Annotated in this window: 26 protein-coding genes; 12 read left to right on the top strand and 14 right to left on the bottom strand. The window is 60.5% G+C overall.

What is annotated here, in order from left to right:
- Window positions 1-119 precede the first annotated feature (119 nt).
- On the top strand, window positions 120-1268 hold the full coding sequence (locus tag L904_RS16735; RefSeq protein WP_031234160.1) for a GTP-binding protein: 1149 nt from the start codon (window positions 120-122) through the stop codon (window positions 1266-1268).
- A gap of 242 nt (window positions 1269-1510) precedes the next feature.
- Here L904_RS16735 and L904_RS16730 read toward each other — a convergent pair whose 3' ends face one another.
- The 5 genes from L904_RS16730 to L904_RS16710 form a co-directional block, all read right to left on the bottom strand.
- Entirely contained in the window at window positions 1511-1747 is a 237-nt protein-coding gene (locus tag L904_RS16730; protein ID WP_020811686.1) for a sulfurtransferase TusA family protein, read from the bottom strand.
- Window positions 1744-3042: a murein L,D-transpeptidase family protein gene (locus tag L904_RS16725; RefSeq protein WP_035262342.1), complete on the bottom strand. Its 1299-nt coding sequence runs from the start codon at window positions 3040-3042 to the stop codon at window positions 1744-1746. Before L904_RS16725 ends, L904_RS16730 begins: the two co-directional genes overlap by 4 nt.
- Window positions 3043-3232: 190 nt before the next feature.
- The gene (locus L904_RS16720; RefSeq protein ID WP_003523282.1) at window positions 3233-4186 is read right to left on the bottom strand and encodes an acetyl-CoA carboxylase carboxyltransferase subunit alpha; all 954 of its coding nucleotides are present in this window, start codon (window positions 4184-4186) and stop codon (window positions 3233-3235) included.
- 62 nt (window positions 4187-4248) lie between these two features.
- Entirely contained in the window at window positions 4249-5244 is a 996-nt protein-coding gene (gene xerD, locus L904_RS16715; RefSeq protein WP_035262340.1) for a site-specific tyrosine recombinase XerD, read from the bottom strand.
- Window positions 5241-5414, bottom strand: coding sequence for a hypothetical protein (locus L904_RS16710; protein ID WP_035239639.1), 174 nt, complete (start codon window positions 5412-5414; stop codon window positions 5241-5243). Before L904_RS16710 ends, xerD begins: the two co-directional genes overlap by 4 nt.
- A 188-nt stretch (window positions 5415-5602) precedes the next feature.
- Here L904_RS16710 and L904_RS16705 point away from each other — a divergent pair, with 188 nt between their 5' ends.
- Window positions 5603-6184, top strand: coding sequence for a shikimate kinase (locus tag L904_RS16705; protein WP_035262338.1), 582 nt, complete (start codon window positions 5603-5605; stop codon window positions 6182-6184).
- A 5-nt stretch (window positions 6185-6189) separates the two neighbouring features.
- The gene (gene aroB, locus L904_RS16700) at window positions 6190-7323 is read left to right on the top strand and encodes a 3-dehydroquinate synthase (protein ID WP_035262336.1); all 1134 of its coding nucleotides are present in this window, start codon (window positions 6190-6192) and stop codon (window positions 7321-7323) included.
- Window positions 7324-7348: 25 nt separating this feature from the next.
- Here the strand turns inward: aroB and L904_RS16695 are convergent, their stop codons facing one another.
- Entirely contained in the window at window positions 7349-7630 is a 282-nt protein-coding gene (locus L904_RS16695) for a BolA family transcriptional regulator (protein WP_035262334.1), read from the bottom strand.
- Between the two features lie 114 nt (window positions 7631-7744).
- Between L904_RS16695 and L904_RS16690 the strand changes: the two genes are divergently transcribed.
- The 4 genes from L904_RS16690 to L904_RS16675 all read left to right on the top strand — a co-directional run bounded on the left by L904_RS16690 (window position 7745) and on the right by L904_RS16675 (window position 12465).
- A complete protein-coding gene (locus L904_RS16690) occupies window positions 7745-8380 on the top strand; it encodes a J domain-containing protein (protein WP_059755848.1) in 636 nt (211 codons plus the stop codon).
- Between the two features lie 68 nt (window positions 8381-8448).
- Window positions 8449-9438 (top strand): cobaltochelatase subunit CobS, encoded by a 990-nt coding sequence (gene cobS / locus L904_RS16685; RefSeq protein WP_004445672.1) that lies wholly within the window; start codon window positions 8449-8451, stop codon window positions 9436-9438.
- A 107-nt stretch (window positions 9439-9545) separates the two neighbouring features.
- Window positions 9546-11450, top strand: coding sequence for a cobaltochelatase subunit CobT (gene cobT / locus L904_RS16680; protein WP_035262332.1), 1905 nt, complete (start codon window positions 9546-9548; stop codon window positions 11448-11450).
- 37 nt (window positions 11451-11487) lie between these two features.
- Window positions 11488-12465, top strand: coding sequence for an esterase-like activity of phytase family protein (locus tag L904_RS16675; protein WP_035262330.1), 978 nt, complete (start codon window positions 11488-11490; stop codon window positions 12463-12465).
- Between the two features lie 2 nt (window positions 12466-12467).
- Here L904_RS16675 and L904_RS16670 read toward each other — a convergent pair whose 3' ends face one another.
- The 3 genes from L904_RS16670 to rpmB all read right to left on the bottom strand — a co-directional run bounded on the left by L904_RS16670 (window position 12468) and on the right by rpmB (window position 13991).
- Complete coding sequence (locus L904_RS16670; protein ID WP_035262327.1) at window positions 12468-12803, bottom strand: pentapeptide repeat-containing protein; 336 nt, start codon at window positions 12801-12803, stop codon at window positions 12468-12470.
- A gap of 90 nt (window positions 12804-12893) precedes the next feature.
- Complete coding sequence (locus L904_RS16665) at window positions 12894-13538, bottom strand: queuosine precursor transporter (RefSeq protein WP_003523300.1); 645 nt, start codon at window positions 13536-13538, stop codon at window positions 12894-12896.
- Window positions 13539-13700: 162 nt separating this feature from the next.
- Window positions 13701-13991 carry a 50S ribosomal protein L28 gene (gene rpmB / locus L904_RS16660; RefSeq protein ID WP_003509888.1) on the bottom strand — a complete coding sequence of 97 codons (291 nt, stop codon included), beginning with the start codon at window positions 13989-13991 and terminating at the stop codon, window positions 13701-13703.
- A gap of 252 nt (window positions 13992-14243) precedes the next feature.
- Here rpmB and L904_RS16655 point away from each other — a divergent pair, with 252 nt between their 5' ends.
- Window positions 14244-15017: a DUF3108 domain-containing protein gene (locus tag L904_RS16655; RefSeq protein ID WP_020808955.1), complete on the top strand. Its 774-nt coding sequence runs from the start codon at window positions 14244-14246 to the stop codon at window positions 15015-15017.
- A 110-nt stretch (window positions 15018-15127) separates the two neighbouring features.
- Here L904_RS16655 and L904_RS16650 read toward each other — a convergent pair whose 3' ends face one another.
- Both L904_RS16650 and gloB read right to left on the bottom strand, forming a co-directional pair.
- Window positions 15128-15568, bottom strand: coding sequence for a cupin domain-containing protein (locus tag L904_RS16650; protein ID WP_020808956.1), 441 nt, complete (start codon window positions 15566-15568; stop codon window positions 15128-15130).
- Window positions 15568-16338: a hydroxyacylglutathione hydrolase gene (gene gloB, locus L904_RS16645; protein ID WP_003523305.1), complete on the bottom strand. Its 771-nt coding sequence runs from the start codon at window positions 16336-16338 to the stop codon at window positions 15568-15570. The genes L904_RS16650 and gloB overlap by 1 nt, the downstream gene beginning before the upstream one ends.
- 106 nt (window positions 16339-16444) lie before the next feature.
- Between gloB and L904_RS16640 the strand changes: the two genes are divergently transcribed.
- The 3 genes from L904_RS16640 to L904_RS16630 all read left to right on the top strand — a co-directional run bounded on the left by L904_RS16640 (window position 16445) and on the right by L904_RS16630 (window position 19326).
- Window positions 16445-17206, top strand: coding sequence for a class I SAM-dependent methyltransferase (locus tag L904_RS16640; RefSeq protein ID WP_020808957.1), 762 nt, complete (start codon window positions 16445-16447; stop codon window positions 17204-17206).
- A gap of 84 nt (window positions 17207-17290) precedes the next feature.
- Window positions 17291-18397, top strand: a complete 1107-nt coding sequence (hisC, locus tag L904_RS16635) for a histidinol-phosphate transaminase (protein ID WP_020808958.1) — start codon at window positions 17291-17293, stop codon at window positions 18395-18397.
- A complete protein-coding gene (locus L904_RS16630) occupies window positions 18397-19326 on the top strand; it encodes a prephenate/arogenate dehydrogenase family protein (RefSeq protein WP_020808959.1) in 930 nt (309 codons plus the stop codon). The genes hisC and L904_RS16630 overlap by 1 nt, the downstream gene beginning before the upstream one ends.
- 171 nt (window positions 19327-19497) lie before the next feature.
- On the opposite strand, the gene L904_RS16625 is transcribed toward L904_RS16630, so the two are convergent.
- Window positions 19498-20499, bottom strand: a complete 1002-nt coding sequence (locus L904_RS16625; protein ID WP_020808960.1) for a DUF2125 domain-containing protein — start codon at window positions 20497-20499, stop codon at window positions 19498-19500.
- A 49-nt stretch (window positions 20500-20548) separates the two neighbouring features.
- Here L904_RS16625 and L904_RS16620 point away from each other — a divergent pair, with 49 nt between their 5' ends.
- Window positions 20549-21100 (top strand): gamma-glutamylcyclotransferase, encoded by a 552-nt coding sequence (locus L904_RS16620; protein WP_020808961.1) that lies wholly within the window; start codon window positions 20549-20551, stop codon window positions 21098-21100.
- Here L904_RS16620 and L904_RS16615 read toward each other — a convergent pair.
- Both L904_RS16615 and L904_RS16610 read right to left on the bottom strand, forming a co-directional pair.
- Window positions 21073-21870, bottom strand: a complete 798-nt coding sequence (locus L904_RS16615; RefSeq protein ID WP_020808962.1) for a 1-acyl-sn-glycerol-3-phosphate acyltransferase — start codon at window positions 21868-21870, stop codon at window positions 21073-21075. The genes L904_RS16620 and L904_RS16615 overlap by 28 nt on opposite strands.
- Before the next feature lie 115 nt (window positions 21871-21985).
- Window positions 21986-22702 carry a YdcF family protein gene (locus L904_RS16610; protein WP_020808963.1) on the bottom strand — a complete coding sequence of 239 codons (717 nt, stop codon included), beginning with the start codon at window positions 22700-22702 and terminating at the stop codon, window positions 21986-21988.
- Window positions 22703-22758: the final 56 nt, after the last annotated feature.

The raw sequence follows: 22758 nt of genomic DNA, 5'->3' as shown, positions 1-22758 counted from the left end.
TGATATTACAGTGTCGCTCGCGGCTTCCAGGCGCGGGCGATTTCTTTTAGCTCCATGCGGCTCCGGGTTTCGTGTCGTCCAGTGACCTGCCGGAGCGGCCATCAACACACAGGCAAGTCATGTCTCGCGATCGCATCCCGGTTTCCATCATCACCGGATTTCTCGGCGCCGGAAAATCGACGCTGCTCAACCGGCTTCTCAAGGATCCGGCGATGAGCGATGCGGCGATCATCATCAATGAATTCGGCGATGTCAGCATCGATCACATGCTGGTCGAAAGCGCGGGTGAGGGCATCATCGAGCTGGCGGAGGGCTGCCTGTGCTGCACGGTGCGCGGCGAGCTGGTGGATACGCTGGCGGAACTGATGGACGGCATCCAGACAGGCAAGCTGAAGCCGGTAAAACGGGTAGTGATCGAGACCACGGGCCTTGCCGATCCTGCCCCCGTCATGCAGTCGGTCATGGGCAACCCGGTCATTGCGCAGAATTTCGTGCTGAACGGCATGATTACGGTGGTGGATGCCGTGAACGGCCTTTCCACGCTCGACAATCATCAGGAGGCGGTGAAACAGGCCGCCGTGGCTGACCGTCTGGTGATGACCAAGCGCGCGCTTGCCGATGCCGCCGCGATTTCCGCGCTGACAGCCCGTCTACAAGCGCTCAATCCGCGTGCGACCATCGAGGATGGCGACAAAACCGAGTGGAGCGCTGCGGGGCTTCTCGACAACGGCCTTTACGATGCCGGCAGCAAGAATGCCGATGTCGGCCGCTGGCTGGGCGAAGAGGCGGCACACGATCACAACGATCACGATCACGGTCATGACCATGGCCATCACCACCATCATGGCGATCACGACGACCACCACCATCATCACGATGTGAACCGGCACGATGCGTCTATCCGTTCCTTCTCGATCATTCACGATCAGCCGGTCAGCCCGATGGCGATCGACATGTTCGTGGATCTGCTGCGCTCGGCGCATGGGGAAAAGCTGTTGCGCATGAAGGCCATCGTCAAGCTGTCGGATAATCCGGCCCGGCCGCTGGTGCTGCATGGGGTGCAGAATATTTTCCACACGCCGGAACGCCTTGCGGCCTGGCCGGACCCGGCTGATCAGCGCACGCGCATGGTGCTGATTACCAAGGATTTGCCGGAAGCCTTCGTGCAGGACCTGTTCGCGGCCTTCACAAGCGCACCGGGCATCGACCGGCCGGACAGGCAGGCGATGACGGATAATCCGCTGGCGGTTTCGGGGTTGCGGTTTTAGGGCGTGTTGTGATGGTCTAGGTCGGTGGATGTGGTTCACCCCCCTCTGTCCTGCCGGACATCTCCCCCTCAAGGGGGGAGATCGACAAGCGGCTTGCTCCGAACATCTTTATGGGGACAGCAACCCGAAGTGCAGAGCTTGTAAGAAAACGAGCAGTCGCCACAACTGATCTCCCCCCTTGAGGGGGAGATGCCCGGCAGGGCAGAGGGGGGTAAGCCCGGAGCGTGAGCGTTGGACGTCAGTTACCCGCCCTTCACGATCCGAAACCGATGCCCCTTATCCAGCGCAGTGGTTTCCACCAGCCTATGCCCATCCTCATTGCACATATGGGTAATATCGATCACCGCCAGCGGATCGGTCGTCTCGACGGTGAGAATATCGCCTGCCTTCAGGGTTGCGAGTTTCTTGCGGCTTCTCAAAACCGGAAGGGGGCATTTAAGCCCCCTCAAATCATAGACGATCTCGGCCGTGTCGCTCATTCCTTGGCCCAGAACTTCCAGAACGGCTTCTTCTCCGGCGCTTCCGGAGCAGGCGCTGCGGAATAGGCAAGCGGGTTCATGGTCGGAACCGGAACGCTCTGGGCGGTAGCTCCGGTCTGGCCGGCTGCTGCGGGGGCAGCCGAGGCAACCATCGTCGGTGCCGCGGGGGCCGGGTTCGATTGCGGTGCCGTGGCGGGCTGGACAGCCGAAGGGCGCGAGCCGCGCAGGGAAGAGGCGGTTGCGGTCGTCGCCGGTGAGGACGACGTCACCTGCTGCGCCTTCTTCTCCATCAGCGCGGCATATTCCGTTTCCTTCATCAGCTTGCCAGCCTTCAGCGCCGAGCCGGTCGGGGCATAGGCGGGCTCGCGGCCCTTGCGCTTTTCGGCGACCAGCGCCTTGCGCTCGGCTTCGCTCGGGTCGTACCAGGCCATGCCGTCATATTTCTTCATCGCCTTTTCATAGGCGAGATCGTAGGTCTTCTCGTAGCTCGAAAGCGCGCTGACGAGCGCCGGCGGTGTGCTCATGGCCGGGCATTGGGCGGAGGCGTTGAAGCTGCCGCCTTCGGTCTGCTGGTTGAAGACATATTTCTTCTCGCAGACATTCACTTCCGGCGGCCGCTTGGTCACTTCGAAATTGTCGTAACCGACCTTCAGCATCTTCCAGAATTCGAGATGTTCGCTCTGGCGATGGCGGGCCATGTTTTCCGCCGTCATGCGGAACGGGAAGGCCTGCAGCTGCACGGTCTTCTGGCCGCCCTTGAAGGCGTCACGGGCAAAACCGTAGATTTCAAGAATCTGCGCATCCGTCATCGAATAACAGCCGGAAGAGGAGCAGGCGCCATGGATCATCAGATTGGTGCCGTTGCGGCCATTGGCGGCGTCATAGCGGTTCGGAAAGCCGGTATTGATGGCGAGATAATATTTCGAGTTCGGATTGAGATGCGCGGGCGTCAGGTTGTAGAAACCTTCCGGCGCCTGCCGGTCGCCTTCCTTCACCTTCGGGCCGAGCTTGCCGGACCATGCGCAAATCTCGTAGCCGGCGATCTTCTCGAAACGGTTGTCGCGCCTGGCTTTCCAGATTTCCAAGGCACCTTCTTCCTTGAAGATGCGGATCATGATCGGCGAGGTGCGGTCCATGCCCCTTTTGTCGATCTCGGCCAGAATGGACGGAGACAGCGGGTAATCGACCTTGTTCTTGACGTGGGAAACGTCGCGTTCAACGGTTTCGAGCGTATCGTTACAGCCGGCAAGAACGAGCGCGGTGCAGGCAAGAAGTGCAAAATGTGTCAAACGCATGATCTGATCCGAAAGACGATGGCACGAAGCGGCGGCAGTTCTACACCGTCCCGTGTGTATTTTAAATACGGTATTAACCGTTTACATCTTCTTAACTCAAATCGGATCCGCCCCGCGGCCGCCGATACATCTTTTGATGTGACCGGACTATGGCCGAGTTGGGGCGATATTCAAGGAAATAAGGCCGGGCTTAAAGGTTCCGGCCGATATCCAGGAATTTCTGACGGCGTTCGGCGCGCAATTGTGTGCCGGAACGCTGGGAAAGATCGGCCAGAGCCTTGGCGATGACGTCACCGGTTGCATTGATGACGGTTTCCGGGGCGCGATGCGCGCCGCCGATCGGTTCGGGAATGATTCCGTCGATGACGCCGAGCGCCTTCAGATCTTCCGAGGTGATCTTCATATTGGTTGCAGCTTCCTTGGCGCGGGTCGAATCGCGCCAGAGAATGGAGGCGGCACCTTCCGGCGAGATTACCGAATAGATCGCATGTTCGAGCATATAGACGCGGTTGCCGGTGGCGATCGCGATTGCGCCGCCCGAGCCGCCTTCGCCGATGACGACGGAGACGATCGGCACCTTCACGTTGAGGCACATTTCCGTCGAGCGGGCGATGGCTTCGGCCTGGCCGCGCTCTTCCGCGCCGACGCCGGGATAGGCGCCTGCCGTGTCGATGAGGGTGATCACCGGCAGCGAGAAACGGTCGGCCAGTTCCAGCACGCGGATCGCCTTGCGGTAACCTTCCGGGCGCGGGCTGCCGAAATTATGCTTCAGGCGGCTTTTGGTGTCGTTGCCCTTTTCCTGGCCGATGATGGCGACGGGCTGACCGTTGAAGCGGCCGAGGCCTGCCTGAATGGCGGCGTCTTCGGCAAATTTGCGGTCGCCGGCCAGCGGTGTGAAATCGGTGAACAGCGCCTTGGCGTAATCGACGAAATGCGGACGCTGCGGATGGCGCGCGACCTGCGTTTTCTGCCAGGCGTTCAGCTTGGAATAGATGTCCTGCATCGCGTCGTTGACGCGCGATTCCAGACGGTTGATCTCCTCCGAGGTGTCTATGCTCTCGTCTTCATCGGCAAGCTTCTTCAGCTCGATGATCTTGCCCTCAAGGTCCGAGATAGGTTTTTCGAAGTCGAGATAATTGTGCATGAGATCCGTTTCCGATCGTTTTGCGCAAGGTTTGACCGGATTATCCGGCGGTTCCGGTCGCTCTAATCAAGGTTTTTGCCCTGTTTGGCAAGGGGGTGATGTGTTTGTACCAGCTCTTGCAAGCGTTCTTCCAGCACATGTGTATAGATTTGTGTCGTGGAAATGTCGGAATGGCCGAGCAGTTCCTGTACCGCGCGCAAATCCGCGCCGTTCTGCAGAAGGTGGCTGGCAAAGGCGTGGCGCAGCACATGCGGCGATATCGCAGACGGGGTCAGGCCTGCACGAATGGCGATGTCCTTAAGGTCGCGGGCAAAGACCTGGCGGGGCAGGTGGCCTTCCTTGCTGCTGGAAGGAAACAGCCACGGGCTCTCCGGCGTCTCCGGTTTTTTCTGCGAAGCGGCCACCTTGCTTTTCTCCGATGCGAGCGCCTTTCTGGCAGCCTCGTATTTTTCCATCGCCTCGATGGCGGCGCGGGAAAGAAGAACCATGCGGTCCTTGTTGCCCTTGCCGCGTATCATCAGGAAGCGGCCTTCCTGACGCAGCACCTTGACTGGCAGCGAGACGAGTTCGCTGACACGCATGCCGGTGGCATAAAGCAGTTCGAGCAGCAGATGCATGCGGATGCGGGCAAGCTGGCCGGGACCGGATGTGGCGGCCTCCTGCGCCGCGAGGCTAAGAAGCCTGTTCACATCGGCGACGCTCATCGTTTTCGGTAAAGCGAGACCTTTCCTGGGAGCGTCGATGATGCCGGTCGGGTCGTCGCCGCGCAGCCCTTCCGAATAGAGAAAACGATAGAATTGCCGCATGGTGGAAAGACGTCGCGCCTGTGAGGTTGCGGCAAAACCCTGAGCGGAAAGATGGGTCAGATAGGCGGAAAGGTCAGGCGTCTGCGCCTCCGTCAGCGACTGGCCGCGATCAGAGAGAAATTCGCGCAGATCGGAAAGATCGCGCTCATAGGAAGAAAGCGTGTTGGCGGCAGCCCCGCGTTCGGCGCTCATCATTTCCAGAAAACTTTCGAGCCGCGCGCCGTCGCGTCCTGCCATCGGCTGTCCGCTCATGGGGTGCGCCTTGCCGGTTCGGTTGACGGCGGGTTCAGCCGCTCGGAAGGAATGCGCACCGTCACCTCGCGGTCGCGCGGTTTGACGACCATAACGAGCAGCACCATGCCGCCATAGATCAGCCCCGCGATGGTCGCCAGTATCATCGTGAAGCGGAAGAGGGTGGGCATGGCGGCTCCGTGAAGGTGGCGGTCGAAACGTATATGCGGTGCGGCGAAAGCGGCGACAAGATCAAAATGCCCGCTCCGCCCCATGCCGCATGCGGCGATGATTGTGATTCACCGCAATTCAGTCAGCAATTTGGCTTGACGCTTCGTAAACATTTGCAGATATCCATGCCAAACGGGCTTTCAAATCTATGAATGAAACGAATTTATCCGTCCCGGCCACACTCGGGGAGCAAGCGCGGGCAAAGCTCGGACGGCGCAACATCGTCTTCGTCGGGCTGATGGGGGCTGGAAAGTCGGCGGTGGGCCGCATGGTCGCTCAGCAGCTCAGGGTGCCGTTCATCGATACGGATGTCGAAATCGAGCGCGTTTCGCGCATGACGATATCGGAACTTTTCGCCACCTATGGCGAGGAGGAATTCCGGGCGCTGGAAACGCGGGTCATCAAGCGGCTGCTTCGCGGCGGCCCCAAGGTCATCTCCACCGGCGGCGGCGCCTTCATCAACGACAATACCCGCCGGCACATCACGCGCGGCGGCATTTCATTGTGGCTGAAGGCCGATCTCGAGGTGTTGTGGGAGAGGGTCAACAAGCGCGACCACCGCCCGCTTCTCAAGACCGAAAACCCCAAGGCTACGCTGGCGGCCCTGATGGAGAAGCGCTATCCGATCTATGCGGAAGCGGATCTGACCATCGAATCCCGCGATGTCCGCAAGGAAATCATCGTGACAGAAGTGCTGGCTGCCATAGCCGGCATCGAACAGAAAGACTGATCCCCATGACGCCTTCCGAAATCCACGCCGATGAACGTCTCGTCCATGTGCCGCTCGGCGAGCGCGCCTATGACATTCTGATCGGGCCGGGCCTCATCGGCCGGGCGGGCGGCGAGATTTCGGCACGGCTGAAGGGCCGGCGCGCGGCGATCATCACCGACGAACATGTCGCGCCGCTCTACCTCGAAGGTCTGATGGACGGGTTGCAGACGGATGGCATCGAGGCCGTCTCGCTGACCCTGCCGGCCGGCGAAAAGACCAAGAGCTTCGAGCATCTCGTCACCGTCTGCGATGCGGTTCTGGCAGCAAGGGTGGAGCGTAACGATGCGGTGATCGCGCTCGGCGGCGGCGTGATCGGCGATCTCGCCGGTTTTGCAGCGGGCATCGTGCGCCGGGGCGTGCGCTTCGTGCAGATACCGACCTCGCTTCTGGCGCAGGTCGATTCCTCCGTCGGCGGCAAGACCGGCATCAACAGCCGCCATGGCAAGAACCTCGTCGGCGTATTTCACCAGCCCGATCTGGTGCTGGCGGATACCGCGGTGCTCGATACGCTGAGCCCGCGTGAATTCCGCGCCGGTTATGCTGAAGTCGTGAAGTACGGATTGATCGACAAGCCGGACTTCTTCTTCTGGCTGGAAAAGAACTGGGATGACATCCGCACCGGCGGACCCGCCCGCATTCAGGCGATTGCGACGAGCTGCCAGGCCAAGGCGGACGTGGTGGTGGCCGACGAGAAGGAAAACGGCGTGCGCGCCCTTTTGAACCTCGGCCATACATTCGGCCATGCGCTGGAGGCGGCGACCAATTACGACAGCAAGCGGCTGGTGCATGGCGAAGGCGTCGCCATCGGCATGGTGCTGGCGCACCAGTTCTCCGCCCGCCTCAACCTCGCAAGCCCGGACGATGCCGCCCGCGTCGAGGCGCATCTGAAGGCCGTCGGCCTGCCGACGACGATGAAGGATATTCCCGGCGAGTTGCCGCCGGTCGAAACGCTGATGACGGCAATCGCGCAGGACAAGAAGGTCAAAGGCGGCAAGCTCACCTTCATCCTCACCCATGGCATCGGCCAGTCCTTTGTGGCCGATGATGTTGCGGCATCCGAGGTACAGTCCTTCCTGTCGGAAAAACATCCGGGTTAAGGCCGCGAGACAAAGGAAGCCGTGCCTAGAACCGCACTGGTTCCCCCGGCGCCGCCGCCTCTATCGCCAGCGCATGCAGGCCGGCATCGAGTTCCGGCTTCAAAAGCGCGTTGATCGCCCGGTGGCGCTCGACGCGAGACTTGCCGGAAAAGCTTTCCGACACTATCTGAACACGCATATGCGTCTCGCCCGTGCCGGTCATATCCGGCTGGTGGCCGGCATGCATCCGGCTTTCATCGACGACCCTCAGGCGCTCTGGTGAAAAGCTTTCCCGAAGCTTCGTTTCTATGCGTTCTCGCAGGGACATGCGACGGGCTCCATTCTCGTTGGCTGGTCTTGAAGGGGGCTACCTAAAAGCCAGCAACATTCCGCTTTGTCAATTCTTGTTGTGCGGCTTTTCGCACCCCATAATCAGGGCATCATGAAACTGGATTCGAAATATTTCGATCGCATCCGCACGCGCCGGAAAAGGGAGAGGGAACCTGAGGTTCAGGCCCCCACCTGCCAGTGGGACGGATGTGATAAACCGGGTATTCACCGGGCACCCGTCGGCCGCAATGCCGAGGGGCAATTCTTCCTGTTCTGTTTTGAGCATGTGAAGGAATACAACAAGGGCTATAATTATTTTTCCGGCCTGTCCGACAGCGAGATCGCCCGTTACCAGAAAGAAGCGATCACCGGCCATCGCCCGACCTGGACGGTGGGCGTCAACAAGACGGCGCGCGACAGTCCGCTGCACTCCACGCTGCGTTCCGGCACGGCGAGCGGGAACGCCCGTATCCGCGATCCTTTCGGCTTCGCCGGCGGTTTTGCGGGCGGCGCAAGGGCAGGCGGCACCCGCATGCAGCAGGACCGAAAATTGAAGACGCTGGAGGCAAAAGCCTTCGATACGCTCGGTCTTTCTTCCACCGCAAAGCAGGAAGACATAAAAAGGCGCTACAAGGAGCTTGTCAAAAAGCACCATCCTGATGCTAATGGTGGCGATCGTGGTTCGGAAGAGCGTTTTCGGGCTGTTGTTCAAGCATATCAATTGTTAAAGCAGTCAGGTTTCTGCTAAGCCAACTTATGTGTTTACCGCCTGATTGATGATGTGGCCGGGTGGCTGCCGCCCGCCTTGGAGACGTGATGAGCAAAATCGACCTTGATATTTCCAACCTGCCCGACACGACGGTGTCCGTGCGGGAGGTTTTCGGCATTGATACGGATCTGCGGGTTCCCGCCTATTCCCAGGGCGACGCCTATGTGCCTGACCTCGATCCCGACTATCTTTTCGATCGCGACACGACGCTTGCGATCCTTGCCGGTTTTGCTCACAACCGACGTGTCATGGTCTCCGGTTTCCACGGCACGGGTAAATCCACCCATATCGAGCAGGTGGCCGCCCGCCTGAATTGGCCCTGCGTGCGCGTCAACCTCGACAGCCATGTCAGCCGTATCGACCTCGTCGGCAAGGACGCCATCGTCCTGAAAGACGGCAAGCAGGTCACCGAATTCAAGGACGGCATCCTGCCCTGGGCCTACCAGCACAATGTGGCGCTCGTCTTCGACGAATATGATGCCGGCCGCCCGGATGTGATGTTCGTCATCCAGCGCGTGCTGGAATCCTCCGGCCGCCTGACCCTGCTCGACCAGAGCCGCGTCATCCGTCCTCACCCGGCCTTCCGCATTTTCGCAACCGCCAACACCATCGGCCTTGGCGATACGACCGGCCTTTACCACGGCACGCAGCAGATCAACCAGGCGCAGATGGACCGCTGGTCTATCGTCACCACGCTGAACTACCTGCCGCATGAGCAGGAAGTGAACATCATCGCCGCCAAGGTGAAGAGCTTCGACAATCCGAAGGGCCGTGAAACCGTTTCCAAGATGGTGCGCGTGGCCGATCTCACCCGTTCGGCTTTCATCAACGGCGATCTTTCCACGGTCATGAGCCCGCGTACCGTCATCACCTGGGCGGAAAATGCGGAAATCTTCGGCGATCTCGCCTTTGCCTTCCGCGTAACCTTCCTCAACAAGTGTGACGAGCTGGAACGCACGCTGGTGGCCGAGCAATATCAGCGGGCTTTCGGCGTCGAGCTGAAGGAAAGCGCTGCGAACATCGTTCTCAGCGCCTGATCGTCCCCGGCTTGTCCGGAGAAGATCACCGATGACTTGAAGACGCCGGTGGGGCGCGCGATCTTCCGATCGCGTGCCGCAGGCGCCGACAAATGACAGGAAAGACAATGGCAGGGCGCGGCGACAATTCCAGAGCGAAACCGGGTACGGCGGTCGATACGGAACCGTTGCGTCAGGCGATTGCCGGATGCGTGCGATCCGTTGCCGGCGATGCCGAAGTCGAAGTCGTCTTCGCCAATGAGCGGCCGGGCCTCGCCGGTGAGCGTATGCGGCTGCCGGAAATCTCCAAGAAGCCGACGGCGCAGGAAATCGCCATCACCCGCGGCCTCGGCGATTCCATGGCGCTGCGCCTTGCCTGCCATGATGCCGACACCCATGCGGTGATGTCGCCGCAGGGCGCCGAAGCGCGGTTGATCTTCGATGCGGTGGAACAGGCGCGCGTGGAATCCATCGGCGCGTTGCGCATGCCGGGCATGGCCTCCAATATCCAGGCCATGAATACGGAAAAATACGCCAAGGCCAATTTCGCCGGCATCAACAACAAGGATGATGCGCCGCTTGCAGAGGCCGTTGCGCTGCTGGTGCGCGAGAAGCTGACGGGTGAGAAGCCGCCGGAAAGCGCCGGCAAGGTTGTCGATCTGTGGCGCGATTTCATCGAGGACAAGGCGGCTGGCGACCTCAAGGATCTCTCCAGCGTCATCACCGACCAGAAGGCGTTTTCGCGGCTGGTGCGCAAGATGCTGACCTCCATGCAGATGGCGGAAGATTTCGGCGACGAGGATAACGAGCCTGACAGCCAGGAAGCGGAATCCAACGAGGACCAGCCGCGCACCAACGAGACCGAAGAAGAGCAGGTCGAGGAAGAAGCCGGATCGGACGCGACGCCTGCCGACGAAAACGAGGCCTCGCAGGAGGAAATGGAAGAAGGCGAGATGGACGGCGCCGAGATGTCGGACGAGGAAATGTCCGACGATCTCGACGAGGATTCCGAAACGCCCGGCGAGACCCGCCGCCCCAACAGCCCCTTCGACGATTTCAATGAGAAAGTCGATTACCGCATCTTCACCCAGGAATTCGACGAGGAAATCCACGCCGAGGAACTGTGCGACGAGGCCGAGCTTGACCGTCTGCGCGCCTTCCTCGACAAGCAGCTCGCTCATCTTCAGGGCGCGGTCGGGCGCTTAGCGAACCGTCTGCAGCGCCGCCTGATGGCGCAGCAGAACCGTTCCTGGGACTTCGATCTGGAAGAAGGCTATCTCGATCCGGCCCGACTCGTCAGGCTCATTATTGACCCGATGCAGCCGCTTTCCTTCAAGAAGGAACGCGACACCAAGTTCCGCGATACTGTGGTTTCGCTGGTCATCGACAATTCCGGTTCGATGCGCGGCCGTCCGATTACCGTGGCTGCCACCTGCGCCGATATTCTGGCGCGCACGCTGGAGCGCTCCGGCGTGAAGGTCGAAATTCTGGGCTTCACCACCAAGGCCTGGAAGGGCGGACAATCGCGCGAACAGTGGCTCGCCAATGGCAAGCCGGCGTCGCCGGGCCGTCTCAACGATCTGCGCCATATCATCTACAAATCGGCGGACGCTCCGTGGCGACGCGCGCGGCGCAATCTCGGCCTGATGATGCGCGAGGGCCTGCTGAAAGAAAATATCGACGGTGAAGCGCTGATGTGGGCGCATAACCGCCTGATCGGCCGCCCCGAGCAGCGCAAGATCATGATGATGATCTCGGACGGTGCGCCGGTGGACGATTCGACCCTGTCGGTCAATCCGGGCAACTATCTGGAGCGGCACCTGCGCGCCGTCATCGAGCAGATCGAAACGCGCTCGCCGGTGGAACTTCTGGCAATCGGCATCGGCCATGACGTGACGCGTTATTACCGCCGCGCCGTGACCATCGTGGATGCGGACGAGCTGGCCGGCGCGATGACCGAGCAGCTTGCGGCGCTCTTCGAGGATACGAGCGGCGCTTCCGGTTCGTCCCGCAGGGTTCGCCGTGCGGGATAAGCGGGGCCGGGCTTCTTCCGCCTGCAAAACGCTTGCGATGGCCGCCATTCTGGCGGCCGCATCGCTATGTCCGGTTTCCATCGGCGCTTCCACCATCGATGTGCCGGTAAGCGTGCGTCTGCTCTCCTCTTTCGAGGTCGGCACCAGCGAAAAACGTTTCGGCAAGCTGGAATTTATCGGCGGCATGGTGATGAGCGCGCCGGAAAAGCTGTTCGGGGCGATATCCTCCATCCGTTTCCGCCCCAATGGGGAGGATTTCGTTGCGGTGCTGGATACCGGCCATTGGCTGACGGGCAGGGTCTTGCACGACGCTCGCGGTGCTTTGTCCGGGCTTGCCGATGCCCGCATCACCCCCATGCTGGACATGAGCGGGCGTGAACCGCCGCGCAAGATGGAGATGGATGCGGAAGGGCTGGCGCTGCGCGACGGCAGGGTTTTCGTCAGTTACGAGCAGCGCCACAGGATCGATATCTATCCCGATCCGGGCTTCGCCACCGCAAAGCCGCTCGACCGCCTGCCATATCTCATCCCCAGCAACGAGTTGCGCCACAATGGCGGCCTGGAGGCTCTCGCGGTATCGCCGGCCGATTCGCCGCTCGCCGGCGCTCTGGTCGTGGTGGCTGAAAAAAGCATCGACACGGACGGCAATCTTCTCGCCGCCATACTGGAAGGTCCGCGCAAGGGCACATTCGCCGTTACGCATCATCCGTCGTTCGACGTGACGGACGGCGCGTTCCTGCCCAATGGCGACCTGCTGCTTCTCGAGCGCCGCTTCAATTTCGCCGAAGGCGTCGGCATGCGCATCCGCCGCATCCGTGGGGCCGATATTCGGCCGGGTGCGGTGGTGGATGGCGAAATCCTCATGGAAGCCGGCATGGCCTACCAGATCGACAATATGGAAGGCATGGATGTGGTGAAGGGGCCGGACGGCTCGACGCGCCTCATCATCGTTTCCGATGACAATCACTCGTTCCTCCAGCGCAACCTGATGCTGGAATTCAAACTGGTGGAGTGAAATCAGGCCTGCTGCTGTGCCGCCTTGTAGGCAGCCATCAGGTCCTCGACGGGAATGCCGTCGATCTTCATGCCGGTCATTCGGCATGACGTTATCTGCGCACCGGACAGGTTGGAGTTGCTCAGTTTCAGACCGGAAAAATTGACGTCGTCGATCGACCAGCCGGACATGTTGTTATCCGTGAACGACGCACCTGACAAATTGATATTGTTGAAGCTCGCCCCGGAAAGATTGACATTGTCGAAGACCGTGCCGGATAGATTGACGTCGTTGAAGGTTGAGCCTGAAAGCGTGGCGCTGACAGCCTCCACGATGTCTATAACGTCCTTGATCTGCATGTCGACCCGCCTCCGCGCTGTGCCACGGACGACAGACTGCAATGCTGACGGCTGGCTTGCAAGCGCGATTTGATCCGCGCTTGCCCGGCCTCAAACGCGGCCCGTTTTGACGGCGCCCGGCATCGGCTTCAGCGTGTTCATCAGCGCGCCGTAAGGCAACAACATGATGAGGCCGACGAGAACCTTCACTGAGAGATCACCCAGCGCCCAAGAAATCCAACGGGGCGCTTCCACGGCGAAGACACCTAGAATTGGAGCGTTTTCGATGGCGAAGGCGTCGTTGGGGCCGACGAAGGAGAAGCTTGCCGCAAAGGCGATGGAGAAGAACAGGGCCGTATCCAGCACCGATCCCAGCATGGAGCCGGCGAGCGGCGCATGCCACCAGCGCTGGCGGCGCAGGCGGTTGAAAACGGAAATATCCAGCAGCTGGCCGATCAGATAGGCGGTGCCGGAAGCGACCGCGATGCGCGGAATGGATGTCCAGAAGGACAGCGTGACCCCGACGACGAAGCCGGCAAGCACGACGCGGCGTGCGATGGAGGGGCCGAACTGGCGGTTGGTCAGGTCCGTAACGAGGAAGGCGATGGGATAGGTGAAGGCGCCCCAGGTCAGAAGGTCGCCGAGATTGACGCCGAACAACGAGCCGGAAAGCGGGTATTGCACCAGAATATTGGACGCGACGACCACCAGTGTCATCAGCAGCACATAGATAAGCGTAAAGCGCAGATAGGGCATTTTTTTATCCTGGGTGATGCCACCAGTTGGAGCCAAGCATCGGAGGAAAACATCTCAAACGGTTTTCGCAAAACCCGATGCAACTAAAATCTGGAACAAACAAAAGGCTTGAGCGGCAAAGCCATTCAAGCCTTCTGAATTCAGATGATGTCGAAACCGCTATTAAGCAGCTTCGGCCGTCTTCTTGGCGATCTGGCGGCGCAGGAGACGAGCGCGCATGCTCAGTTCGTTTTCGCCGGACTTCAGAAGGAAGGCATCGAGGCCGCCACGGTGTTCAACGGAGCGCAGAGCGGCTGCGGAAACACGCAGGCGGAAACGCTGGCCGAGAGCATCGGAGATCAACGTGACCTGGCAGAGGTTCGGAAGGAACCGGCGCTTGGTCTTGTTGTTGGCGTGGCTGACGTTGTTGCCCGTCTGGACGCCCTTGCCGGTCAATTCGCATACACGGGACATGGGTACACCTATTTCGTTTCGTCTGTTTCACCACTGGCTCGCCACCGGCAAAACCGGGGTGGCAATCCAACTGGCCATGATTGGAAAGTTGCGGTTCTATAGTCAGACGAGACTTAACAGTCAAGCCGCTCGCGATCAAATGAAAGGAAATTCCGGCGTTTTCAACCGGCATCCGCTTTTTTATTGCCACAAGTCAGCGTATATGATCGCCCGATAAGGCCGCTTCCGCGCCTCTTTTAAGGTGATATCGAAATGATTGCCAGAGGAAAAAGCATTTTCGTGGCCGCGACAATGGCGTTAGCGGGCGTCTCCCCCTCGCTCGCCGCCGAAGCGCGCCACACAAGCGAATACAGCATCAATCTCGGCATTTTGCCGATTGCCAGGGCGAGTTTCTCGACTCGCATGGATGGACCGAATTATTCGATCTCCGGTTCCTTCAGCGCCGCCGGCCTTGCCAGCATCCTCAAGGATATTTCCGGCAAGACGACCGTTTCCGGCGCCAAGCGCGGCCACCGGCTGCAGGCCAATGAATATTCGCTGGTCTACAAGGACGGCAAGCGGGTGCGTACCTATGACGTTGTCTATCGCAACGGCAACGTCACATCGACCACGGTGAAGCCTGAGCCGAAAGCCCGGCCGGACAACTGGGTGGATGTGAAGGACCGCGACCTGCGCTCGGTTCTCGATCCGATCTCCGGCCTCATCATTCCCGCGGGCGGGCGCATCTGCCCGACTCGCCTGCCGATCTATGACGGCGAATCGCGACTCGATCTGGTTTTGAGCTCCAGCGGCACCAAGCCGTTCAGGACCAACGGTTTTAATGGCGACGCCATCGTCTGCAAGGCGCGGTATGTGCCGAAGTCGGGTTACAGGCAGGGGCGCAAGGATATCGAATATCTGAAATCCATCTCCATGGAGATCTGGTTCGCCAAATCGAACAACATGGATGTCTATGCGCCTGTCTATGCCATCATTCCGACCCGGGTGGGGCAGGTCTATATTACGGCTACGAAATACGGCGGCTGACCAAAGCTGGCGGTGGCGTAAGAAAAGTAAACGTTGCGGCGTATTTCTTCTCCCCGCCGGGGAGAAGAAACAAGTGGCATCCGCTCACCCCACCGACATAACTCAGGGAGTTACGGCGCATCTCCCGGCGACCAGCCGGGCTCTGCCATAACGAAGCTCGAAAAGGCAAAGCCCGGCGAGACGGTGCAGCCGACGAGCGTGAAGTCGCCGAGGCTTTCGGCCGATTGCCAGCAATTGGCGGGAACGATGACCTGCGGGCGCTCGCCTTCAAGAATGGCGGGGCCGAGCGTGAAGGTCTGCACTTCCCGGCCGTCCTGCGAAAGATGCAGCGCAATCGGCGCGCCGGCATAATAGTGCCAGACCTCCACCGCATCGGTGACCCGGTGCCAGTGCGAGCGGCCGCCCTTTTCCAGAAGATAATAGATCGCCGTCGAATGACCGCGCTCACCGCCTGCCTTATCGCGGAACGTCTGGTGGTAAAAACCGCCCTCGGGATGCGGCTCCAGCCCCAGTTCGCGAATGATCGCCTGCGCCGATATTTCCGTTCCCATCAGAAATTGTCCTTGCGTGTGCGGATTTCCGCGAAAACATCGGCATCGGTGGCGCTTTCAAGGCCAAGATATTTGCGAATACCGGCATCGGCCACCCGCATATAGGGATTGGTCTGTTTTTCGAGCCCGATGGTGGTGGGAATGGTGAATTCATTCGCCTGCCGCGCCTTCTCTATGTGGGCCGCGCGCTCGCTCAGCACAGCGTTCTCCGGATCAACGGTGAGGGCGAAACGGGCATTCGTCAGCGTATATTCATGGCCGAAATAAACCTTGGTCTCATCCGGCAGCGCCATGAGTTTCTGGAAGGAATGCCACATATCCGCCGCCGGACGTTCGAACAGGCGGCCGCAGCCCATGGCAAACAGCGTATCGGCGGCAAACAGCAGCCCGTCATCGGGCAGATAATAACAGATATGTCCAGCCGTATGGCCGGGCGTGGCGATGACCTGAACGCGGCGGCCGGCGAATTCGAACTCGTCGCCATCGGCCTGCGAACGGTCGAGACCGGGGATCGCAACCGCTTCGTCGTAGGGGCCGTGAATTTCGCAGCGGAACTTGTCTTTCAGGGCCAGATTGGCTTCCACATGGTCCTGATGGTGGTGGGTGGTGAAGATATGGGTGAGCTTCCAGCCGTGGCCGTCGAGCGCCTGCAGGATAGGTCCTTCTTCCGGTGCGTCTATGGTGGCTGTCGCGCCGCTTTCGGGATCGTGCAGAAGAACCCCGAAATTGTCGCTGCGGCAAAGAAAGACGTCTATTTCCAAAGGTTTCATCTTATCCTCTCCATTTGCCGGCCAAAACCGGCGCATTCGCCCGCCTGACCTTCTATGTAAGGGCAGACGCCTTGAAGTCCAACCGCCTGATGCTACATTCTCGCCCATGAATACCGATATCGTCGATCTGCGCGAATTCTATCATTCTCCGCTTGGCCGCTCGGCCGAGCAGGCGATCACCATGGCGCTTTCGACGCTGTGGCCACCCTTGCCGGAAGAGCGGCTGGTCGGCCTTGGTTACGCGGTGCCGTTTCTGGAGCGGTTTCGCCGCGATACGGAGCGCACCTTCGCCTTCATGCCGGCGGGGCAGGGGGCGGTGAACTGGCCGGCGGGCGAGCTTTCCTCCACGGCGCTGGTGTTCGACGAGGAACTGCCGCTGCCCGATGCGTCGATAGACCGGGTCTTGATGGTGCACGCGCTGGAATTTGCCGAAAATCCGCGCGAAAGCCTGAAGGAACTGTGGCGGGTGCTGGCGCCCGGCGGCCGTCTGGTGATCGTGGTGCCGAACCGGCGCGGCGTCTGGGCGCGCATGGAACATACGCCCTTCGGTTCCGGAAGACCCTATTCGCGCGGACAGCTGACGGCGCTTTTGCGCGAAACCAATTTTACGCCGGGCGCCACCGCCGAGGCGCTGTTCTTTCCGCCCACCACCAGCCGACCGATACTGAAATTCCGTCGCTATCTCGAACATACCGGCCGCCGGCTTTGGCCGCTTTTTTCCGGCGTCATCGTGGTGGAAGCCCAGAAGCGTCTCTATCAGGGATTGCCCGTCACCCAGCGCGCCTCGCGTCGCGTTTTTGTGCCCGTGCTGGCCCCGCAGGGGGTGCCCACCACCCGCGCTGCCGCAAGCCAAGGAAAGCCGCGCTGACCCTCGACAAAGCGACCATTCCGGTCTAATGCCTCCGGCATTGCTTTTGCCGGGTTCTCCGGCGCTTTTCCAAAGGTCGATCAAATGAGTGCAGAGCTTAGCCAACCTGTTCCGCGTCCGGGTATTCTGGATATCGCCGCTTATGTTCCGGGCAAGGAACATGTGGACGGCGTCGCGAAGGTTTATAAGCTCTCCTCCAATGAAACGCCGCTTGGGCCGAGCCCGAAGGCGATAGAGGCTTTCGGTACGGCGGCCAGCCATCTGGAAATCTATCCGGACGGTCAGGCGATCGCGCTGCGCCAGGCGATTGCCGACGTGCACGGTCTCAACATCGCGAACATCATGTGCGGCAACGGTTCGGACGAGCTTCTCGGCCTGCTTTGCCACGTCTATCTGGGCGCGGGCGACGAGGCGATCATCACCGAACACGGTTTCCTCGTTTACAAGATCCAGATCATGGGCGCGGGCGCGACCCCGGTGACGGTGAAGGAAAAAGATTGCGCGGTGGATGTGGATGCGATCCTCGCCGCCGTGACGCCGAAGACCAAGATGGTTTTCGTCGCCAATCCGGGCAATCCCACCGGCACCTATGTTCCCGTGGCGGAAATCCGCCGCCTGCAGGCCGGTCTGCCGAAACATGTCGTGCTGGTGCTGGATGCGGCCTATGCCGAATATGTTCGCAAGAATGATTACGAGGCCGGTCTCGAGCTGGTCTCCGGCAACCGCAACGTGGTGATGACCCGCACCTTCTCCAAGGTATACGGCCTTGCCGCCCTGCGCGTCGGCTGGATGTATGGACCTGCCGCTGTTATCGATGCACTGAACCGCGTGCGTGGCCCGTTCAACATGAGTGCGCCGGCTATCGCAGCGGGTGCTGCGGCCATCCGCGATCAGGCCTTCGTAGAGAAGGCCGTGGCGCATAACGCGCTGTGGATGGAAAAGCTGGTCACGACCTTTACCGGCCTTGGCCTCACCGTCACGCCTTCGGTTACCAACTTCATCCTCATCCATTTCCCGGATCAGGACGGCAAGCGCGCGGCGGATGCGGACGAGTTTCTGAGTCGCCGCGGTTACATTCTGCGTGCGGTACGTGGTTACGGTTTCCCGAATGCGCTGAGAATGACGGTCGGTTCGGAAGAGGCCAATCTCGGCGTCATCGCGGCCCTCACCGAGTTCATGGGGCAGGCGTGATGGCTGAGATCATGTTTGAACGCATCGCGCTGATCGGCATCGGCCTGATCGGCTCGTCGATTGCCCGCGATGTCAGGGAACTGGGGCTTGCCCGCCATGTGACCATTTCCACCCGCAGCGAAGACACGCTGAAACGGGCGGAAGAACTGGCGCTTGGCACGGATTACACCGTTTCGGCGGCGGAAGCGGTAAAGGATGCCGATCTCGTCATCGTCTCGGTGCCGGTCGGTGCTTCCGAGGGCGTGGCGCAGCAGATCGCGCCGCATCTGAAGCCGGGCGCTATCGTTACCGATGTCGGCTCCACCAAGGCATCGGTCATCGCGCAGATGGCCCCGCATATGCCTGACAATGTGCATTTCATTCCCGGCCATCCGCTGGCGGGTACGGAAAAATCCGGCCCGGATGCCGGTTTTGCCGGTCTCTTCCGCGACCGCTGGTGCATCTTCACGCCGCTGCCGGGCACGGATGCCGAGGCTCTGGAAAGGCTGAAGGATTTCTGGCGGGCGCTCGGCTCCCGCGTGGATGAGATGGATGCCGAACACCACGACAAGGTCTTGGCGATCGTGTCGCATCTGCCGCACATCATCGCTTACAATATCGTCGGCACGGCGGACGATCTGGAGACGGTGACCGAATCGGAAGTCATCAAATATTCCGCTTCCGGTTTCCGTGATTTCACCCGTCTCGCCGCCTCCGATCCCACCATGTGGCGCGATGTCTGCCTGCATAACAAGGATGCGATCCTTGAGATGCTGGCGCGGTTTTCCGAAGACTTGGCATCCCTGCAAAGGGCGATCCGCTGGGGGGAGGGCGACAAGCTGTTCGAACTGTTTTCCCGCACCCGCGCCATCCGCCGCTCTATCGTGCAGGCGGGCCAGGATGTCGACGCACCGGACTTCGGCCGTCACGCGCTGGACCAGAAGAAGTAAATCGCATTTAGCTTAGGTCGTGATGGGATTTGATCCGGCCCGTCGCGCCCGCCGGCAAAGTGCCAAAGCCTCCCCGGCGTCATCCTCGGGCTTGACCCGAGGATCCACGATCCGACGCGCCATGGATCCTCTGGTCAAGCCCGAGGATGACGCCGAGTATAAATCAATCCTTCAAATCGGCGGGATTTTCCCAAGTGGAATAAAGCCGCTGACCGTGGCGCGGCCGCGATCCACAACGAGATCGACGGATGCCCGGTCACCGCCGCCGGCGAGCGCGCCGAGCAGTTTGCGGGCCGTATCGATGGTGGATTGCAACTGCGGGAAGACCTGCTTGGCATTGTCCGACCATGCGCCGAGCTTTTCTATTTCCAGCTTGAACTGGCCGGAGAGATAGCCCTCATTGTCGAAGGAGAAGGGGCCGCTGATGCGCATGGTGCGGCCCTCGCCGATATCGGCCACCAGCCGGCGAAGCTCGCCGCTCGCGCCATAAAGGCCCGATCTGTCGCTGCCATCCACCATGCCCGCCTTGCCGGCAAGCGTGACATCGGCAATGGCGTTGAGGCGCGGCAGAAGCTGCGGCCAGTCCTTGATAACGGTTGCGGAGTCGGTGAGCGTGATGGCCCCGTCGAGATCCGCGCCGTTCTGGCGCAGATGCATTTCCGTTTTTACCGCATCGAAATCGATGGTCTGGCCGGTGACGGAAGAAACCGCCTGCGCCTTCAGCCCGTCGATGACGAGCGAGCTGCGATCGATGCCCTTCAGCTTGGTGACGATGCTGGACTGCATGTTCTGCCAGGCCGCCGAAATCGTCAGGCCATGGGCGGAACGGATTTCCGCCGGCGAATCGAGTTCCCAGACGATGTGGCCGGGATTATAGACCTGCGCCGCCGAGCGAAGTTCGCCGAAGGAAGCGGAAACGCCGTTCTCCTTGTCATCCACCGTCACTTTGGAGCAGAAGAGGCCGATGCGGAAGGGATAACCCTTGAAGGCGATATCGCCGCATTCGCCGCTGACGCTGCGGGCCTGCGAGGGAGCAATGACGTTCAGAACCGTCTGCTTCAGCCTGTCGGCGGCGTAAAACCACCCGGCGGTATAAAGTCCGATGACCACGAGGATGGCGATGGCGAGCCAGAGGAATTTTTTGGCGGTGCCGGATTGGCTTGACGCTGCCATATTGATCTCCGATGAACAGACTTCAGACAATTTCGATTTGGCTTGGGATATGGACGATTTTTGGGTCTTTGGCTACGGTTCGTTGATGTGGAACCCCGGCTTCGCCTTCGAGGAGAGGCAGCAGGCTCGGCTGCACGGGTATCGGCGCTCGCTCTGCATCAGTTCCAACTTTTATAGAGGCACCGAAGAAAAGCCCGGTCTCGTTCTCGGCCTGGAGCGTGGCGGTTCCTGCCTTGGCGTCGCTTTCCGCGTGCGCGGACAGGACCGCGACCCGGTCATGATCTATCTGCGCGAGCGCGAACTGGTGACGAATGTCTATAAGGAGCGGCTGGTTTCCATCGCGCTTTCCGATGGCAGACGCAGCAGCGCGGTGACCTATGTGGCCGATCCCGCGCATGAGCAATATATCGGCGGTCTAGGCGTTGCCGAATCGGCGACCATCGTTGCAGCCGCATCGGGCCGATCCGGGCCGAATACGGATTATGTCTTCAACACCGTGCAGCATCTGCAGGAGATGGGCATTCGCGATTCCCTGCTGGAGAGCATCGCCAAAAATGTCGGCACGCTCGCCGCTCAGCCAGCGACGGTTTCCTTGCCCTGAAGTTCGGCGATCCGCTTCACGGCGGTCGGCGGCAGCGGCAAATGCGGGTTGTTGCGCACGGTTTCCAGCAGCAACTCGTCGCTCGCCTTTTCCGTTACATCGATCAGGCGCTTGAAAAACACGTCGGGGTCCAGCCCCGGCTCGATGGCCGGCAGGATACGCACCTTGAAATGGCCGGGATAGCGCATCGTTGAACGGCGCGGCCAGAAGAGGCCGGGATGCATCGCGACGGGAATGACCGGAACCTGCAGATCGCGGTAAAGCCTGGCGATGCCGTAACGATATTCGGGCTCGGCGCCCGGCGGGCGGCGCGTCCCTTCGGGATAGATGATGAGTTCGCGGCCGGCGGCCATTTCCTCTTTCGCCCGCTCCATCACCTTCAGCATCACCTTGCCGCGTGCGGCGCGGTTGACCGGGATCATGCGCTGTTTCATGGCGTACCAGCCGAACAGCGGAATCCATAAAAGCTCGCGCTTCAGAATATAGACCGGATCGGGAAGATTGGGCAGCAGCGCGTAGGTGTCCCAGAAAGACTGGTGCTTGGGCGCGAAGATGCAGCCGGTTTCGGGAATGTTTTCCAGCCCTTCCACCTCGAAGGTGGTACCGACGATGGTTTTCATCAGCCAGTGGTTGGATCGCGCCCAGTTCTTGGGAATTTCATAGGCGATCTTGCGCGGCAGGATGAAATAGATCGGCGTCAGCACGATCATGCGGACAATCAGGTTGAGATAAAACAGCGTATTGAAAAGAAAAGAGCGCAGCTTGAGCATCAACAGCCTTCCCGGAGCGCAGCCGTTCCGAAGCCTTGGACAGGCCTCGATGCCGGATGCCGATGCCAGACGCCTACACGAAAACAAGGGGCCGCAGCAAGCGCGTTCTCGCCGGTCAGGACGAAGCGGTTGTCGTCTTTATCCGGGAATGATCGGCGGCGGCCTTGCGCAGACCGTCGCCCTTGCCGAAGCCGGTGAGGTCGCGTCCCGCCGCCGCCACGAACTTCAGATATTCGTAAAGCATGGTTCTCACCACATCCGGCTCCACGAACCAGTTGGTGCGGGCGAGATCGGCGCTGATGACGGGATAGGCGATGAATTGCGTCTGCGGGCTGGCGCTGCGCAATTCATGCAAGCTGCGATGCATATGATAATTATTGGTGACGACGACGATGGAGGAATAATTGTGGTCGCGTATCCAGCTTGCCGCCTCACTGGCGTTGCCGATCGTGTCTATCGCCTTATAGCCCATATCCACGCAGCAGGAAAACATGTCGGATGACCCTTGCGTCATCTTGCGGATTTGCGAGCGGGTGGTGGCCGGGTTGACGCCGGAAATCAGAAGCCGCTTGCCCACGCCGTCTCTCAGCAGGCCGACCGCCTGTTCGATGCGCTGATAACCGCCGGTAAGCACGATGATGGCATCGCCTCTCGCTCCCTCCGGCGGACGCATGGAGGCGACGGAATCGGCAAACCAAAGGAAACCGCCGGAAAATGCGCCGAGCACAATGACGCAAAGCAGGATGAGGCCGCGAATAAAACGGCGCAGAGGACCGCGCCGCGACAACAGGCCCTTTCTGGCCGGTCGCGCTGTCGTCTGATCCTGGTCCATCCGACTCACAAACATTCCTCCTGAATACTCGCCGATTAAGGCAAGGAACAGGCATT

Origin of the sequence: Agrobacterium sp. LY4 (genome assembly GCF_001526585.1) — a bacterium.
Classification (GTDB): domain Bacteria; phylum Pseudomonadota; class Alphaproteobacteria; order Rhizobiales; family Rhizobiaceae; genus Agrobacterium; species Agrobacterium leguminum.
This window is presented reverse-complemented; position numbering and strand designations above follow the sequence as displayed.

Bases quoted from the DNA above. Each gene is read 5' to 3' on its own strand.
- L904_RS16735 (WP_031234160.1), top strand. From the start codon at position 120: ATGTCTCGCGATCGCATCCCGGTTTCCATCATCACCGGATTTCTCGGC.
- L904_RS16655 (WP_020808955.1), top strand. From the start codon at position 14,244: ATGATTGCCAGAGGAAAAAGCATTTTCGTGGCCGCGACAATGGCGTTA.
- L904_RS16630 (WP_020808959.1), top strand. From the start codon at position 18,397: ATGGCTGAGATCATGTTTGAACGCATCGCGCTGATCGGCATCGGCCTG.
- L904_RS16730 (WP_020811686.1), bottom strand. From the start codon at position 1,747: ATGAGCGACACGGCCGAGATCGTCTATGATTTGAGGGGGCTTAAATGC.
- L904_RS16670 (WP_035262327.1), bottom strand. From the start codon at position 12,803: ATGCAGATCAAGGACGTTATAGACATCGTGGAGGCTGTCAGCGCCACG.
- aroB (WP_035262336.1), top strand. From the start codon at position 6,190: ATGACGCCTTCCGAAATCCACGCCGATGAACGTCTCGTCCATGTGCCG.
- L904_RS16725 (WP_035262342.1), bottom strand. From the start codon at position 3,042: ATGCGTTTGACACATTTTGCACTTCTTGCCTGCACCGCGCTCGTTCTT.
- L904_RS16625 (WP_020808960.1), bottom strand. From the start codon at position 20,499: ATGGCAGCGTCAAGCCAATCCGGCACCGCCAAAAAATTCCTCTGGCTC.
- xerD (WP_035262340.1), bottom strand. From the start codon at position 5,244: ATGAGCGGACAGCCGATGGCAGGACGCGACGGCGCGCGGCTCGAAAGT.
- rpmB (WP_003509888.1), bottom strand. From the start codon at position 13,991: ATGTCCCGTGTATGCGAATTGACCGGCAAGGGCGTCCAGACGGGCAAC.
- L904_RS16675 (WP_035262330.1), top strand. From the start codon at position 11,488: ATGGCCGCCATTCTGGCGGCCGCATCGCTATGTCCGGTTTCCATCGGC.
- L904_RS16610 (WP_020808963.1), bottom strand. From the start codon at position 22,702: ATGGACCAGGATCAGACGACAGCGCGACCGGCCAGAAAGGGCCTGTTG.
- cobS (WP_004445672.1), top strand. From the start codon at position 8,449: ATGAGCAAAATCGACCTTGATATTTCCAACCTGCCCGACACGACGGTG.
- L904_RS16665 (WP_003523300.1), bottom strand. From the start codon at position 13,538: ATGCCCTATCTGCGCTTTACGCTTATCTATGTGCTGCTGATGACACTG.
- gloB (WP_003523305.1), bottom strand. From the start codon at position 16,338: ATGAAACCTTTGGAAATAGACGTCTTTCTTTGCCGCAGCGACAATTTC.
- L904_RS16690 (WP_059755848.1), top strand. From the start codon at position 7,745: ATGAAACTGGATTCGAAATATTTCGATCGCATCCGCACGCGCCGGAAA.
- L904_RS16640 (WP_020808957.1), top strand. From the start codon at position 16,445: ATGAATACCGATATCGTCGATCTGCGCGAATTCTATCATTCTCCGCTT.
- L904_RS16650 (WP_020808956.1), bottom strand. From the start codon at position 15,568: ATGGGAACGGAAATATCGGCGCAGGCGATCATTCGCGAACTGGGGCTG.
- L904_RS16705 (WP_035262338.1), top strand. From the start codon at position 5,603: ATGAATGAAACGAATTTATCCGTCCCGGCCACACTCGGGGAGCAAGCG.
- hisC (WP_020808958.1), top strand. From the start codon at position 17,291: ATGAGTGCAGAGCTTAGCCAACCTGTTCCGCGTCCGGGTATTCTGGAT.
- L904_RS16710 (WP_035239639.1), bottom strand. From the start codon at position 5,414: ATGCCCACCCTCTTCCGCTTCACGATGATACTGGCGACCATCGCGGGG.
- L904_RS16695 (WP_035262334.1), bottom strand. From the start codon at position 7,630: ATGTCCCTGCGAGAACGCATAGAAACGAAGCTTCGGGAAAGCTTTTCA.
- L904_RS16720 (WP_003523282.1), bottom strand. From the start codon at position 4,186: ATGCACAATTATCTCGACTTCGAAAAACCTATCTCGGACCTTGAGGGC.
- cobT (WP_035262332.1), top strand. From the start codon at position 9,546: ATGGCAGGGCGCGGCGACAATTCCAGAGCGAAACCGGGTACGGCGGTC.
- L904_RS16620 (WP_020808961.1), top strand. From the start codon at position 20,549: ATGGACGATTTTTGGGTCTTTGGCTACGGTTCGTTGATGTGGAACCCC.
- L904_RS16615 (WP_020808962.1), bottom strand. From the start codon at position 21,870: ATGCTCAAGCTGCGCTCTTTTCTTTTCAATACGCTGTTTTATCTCAAC.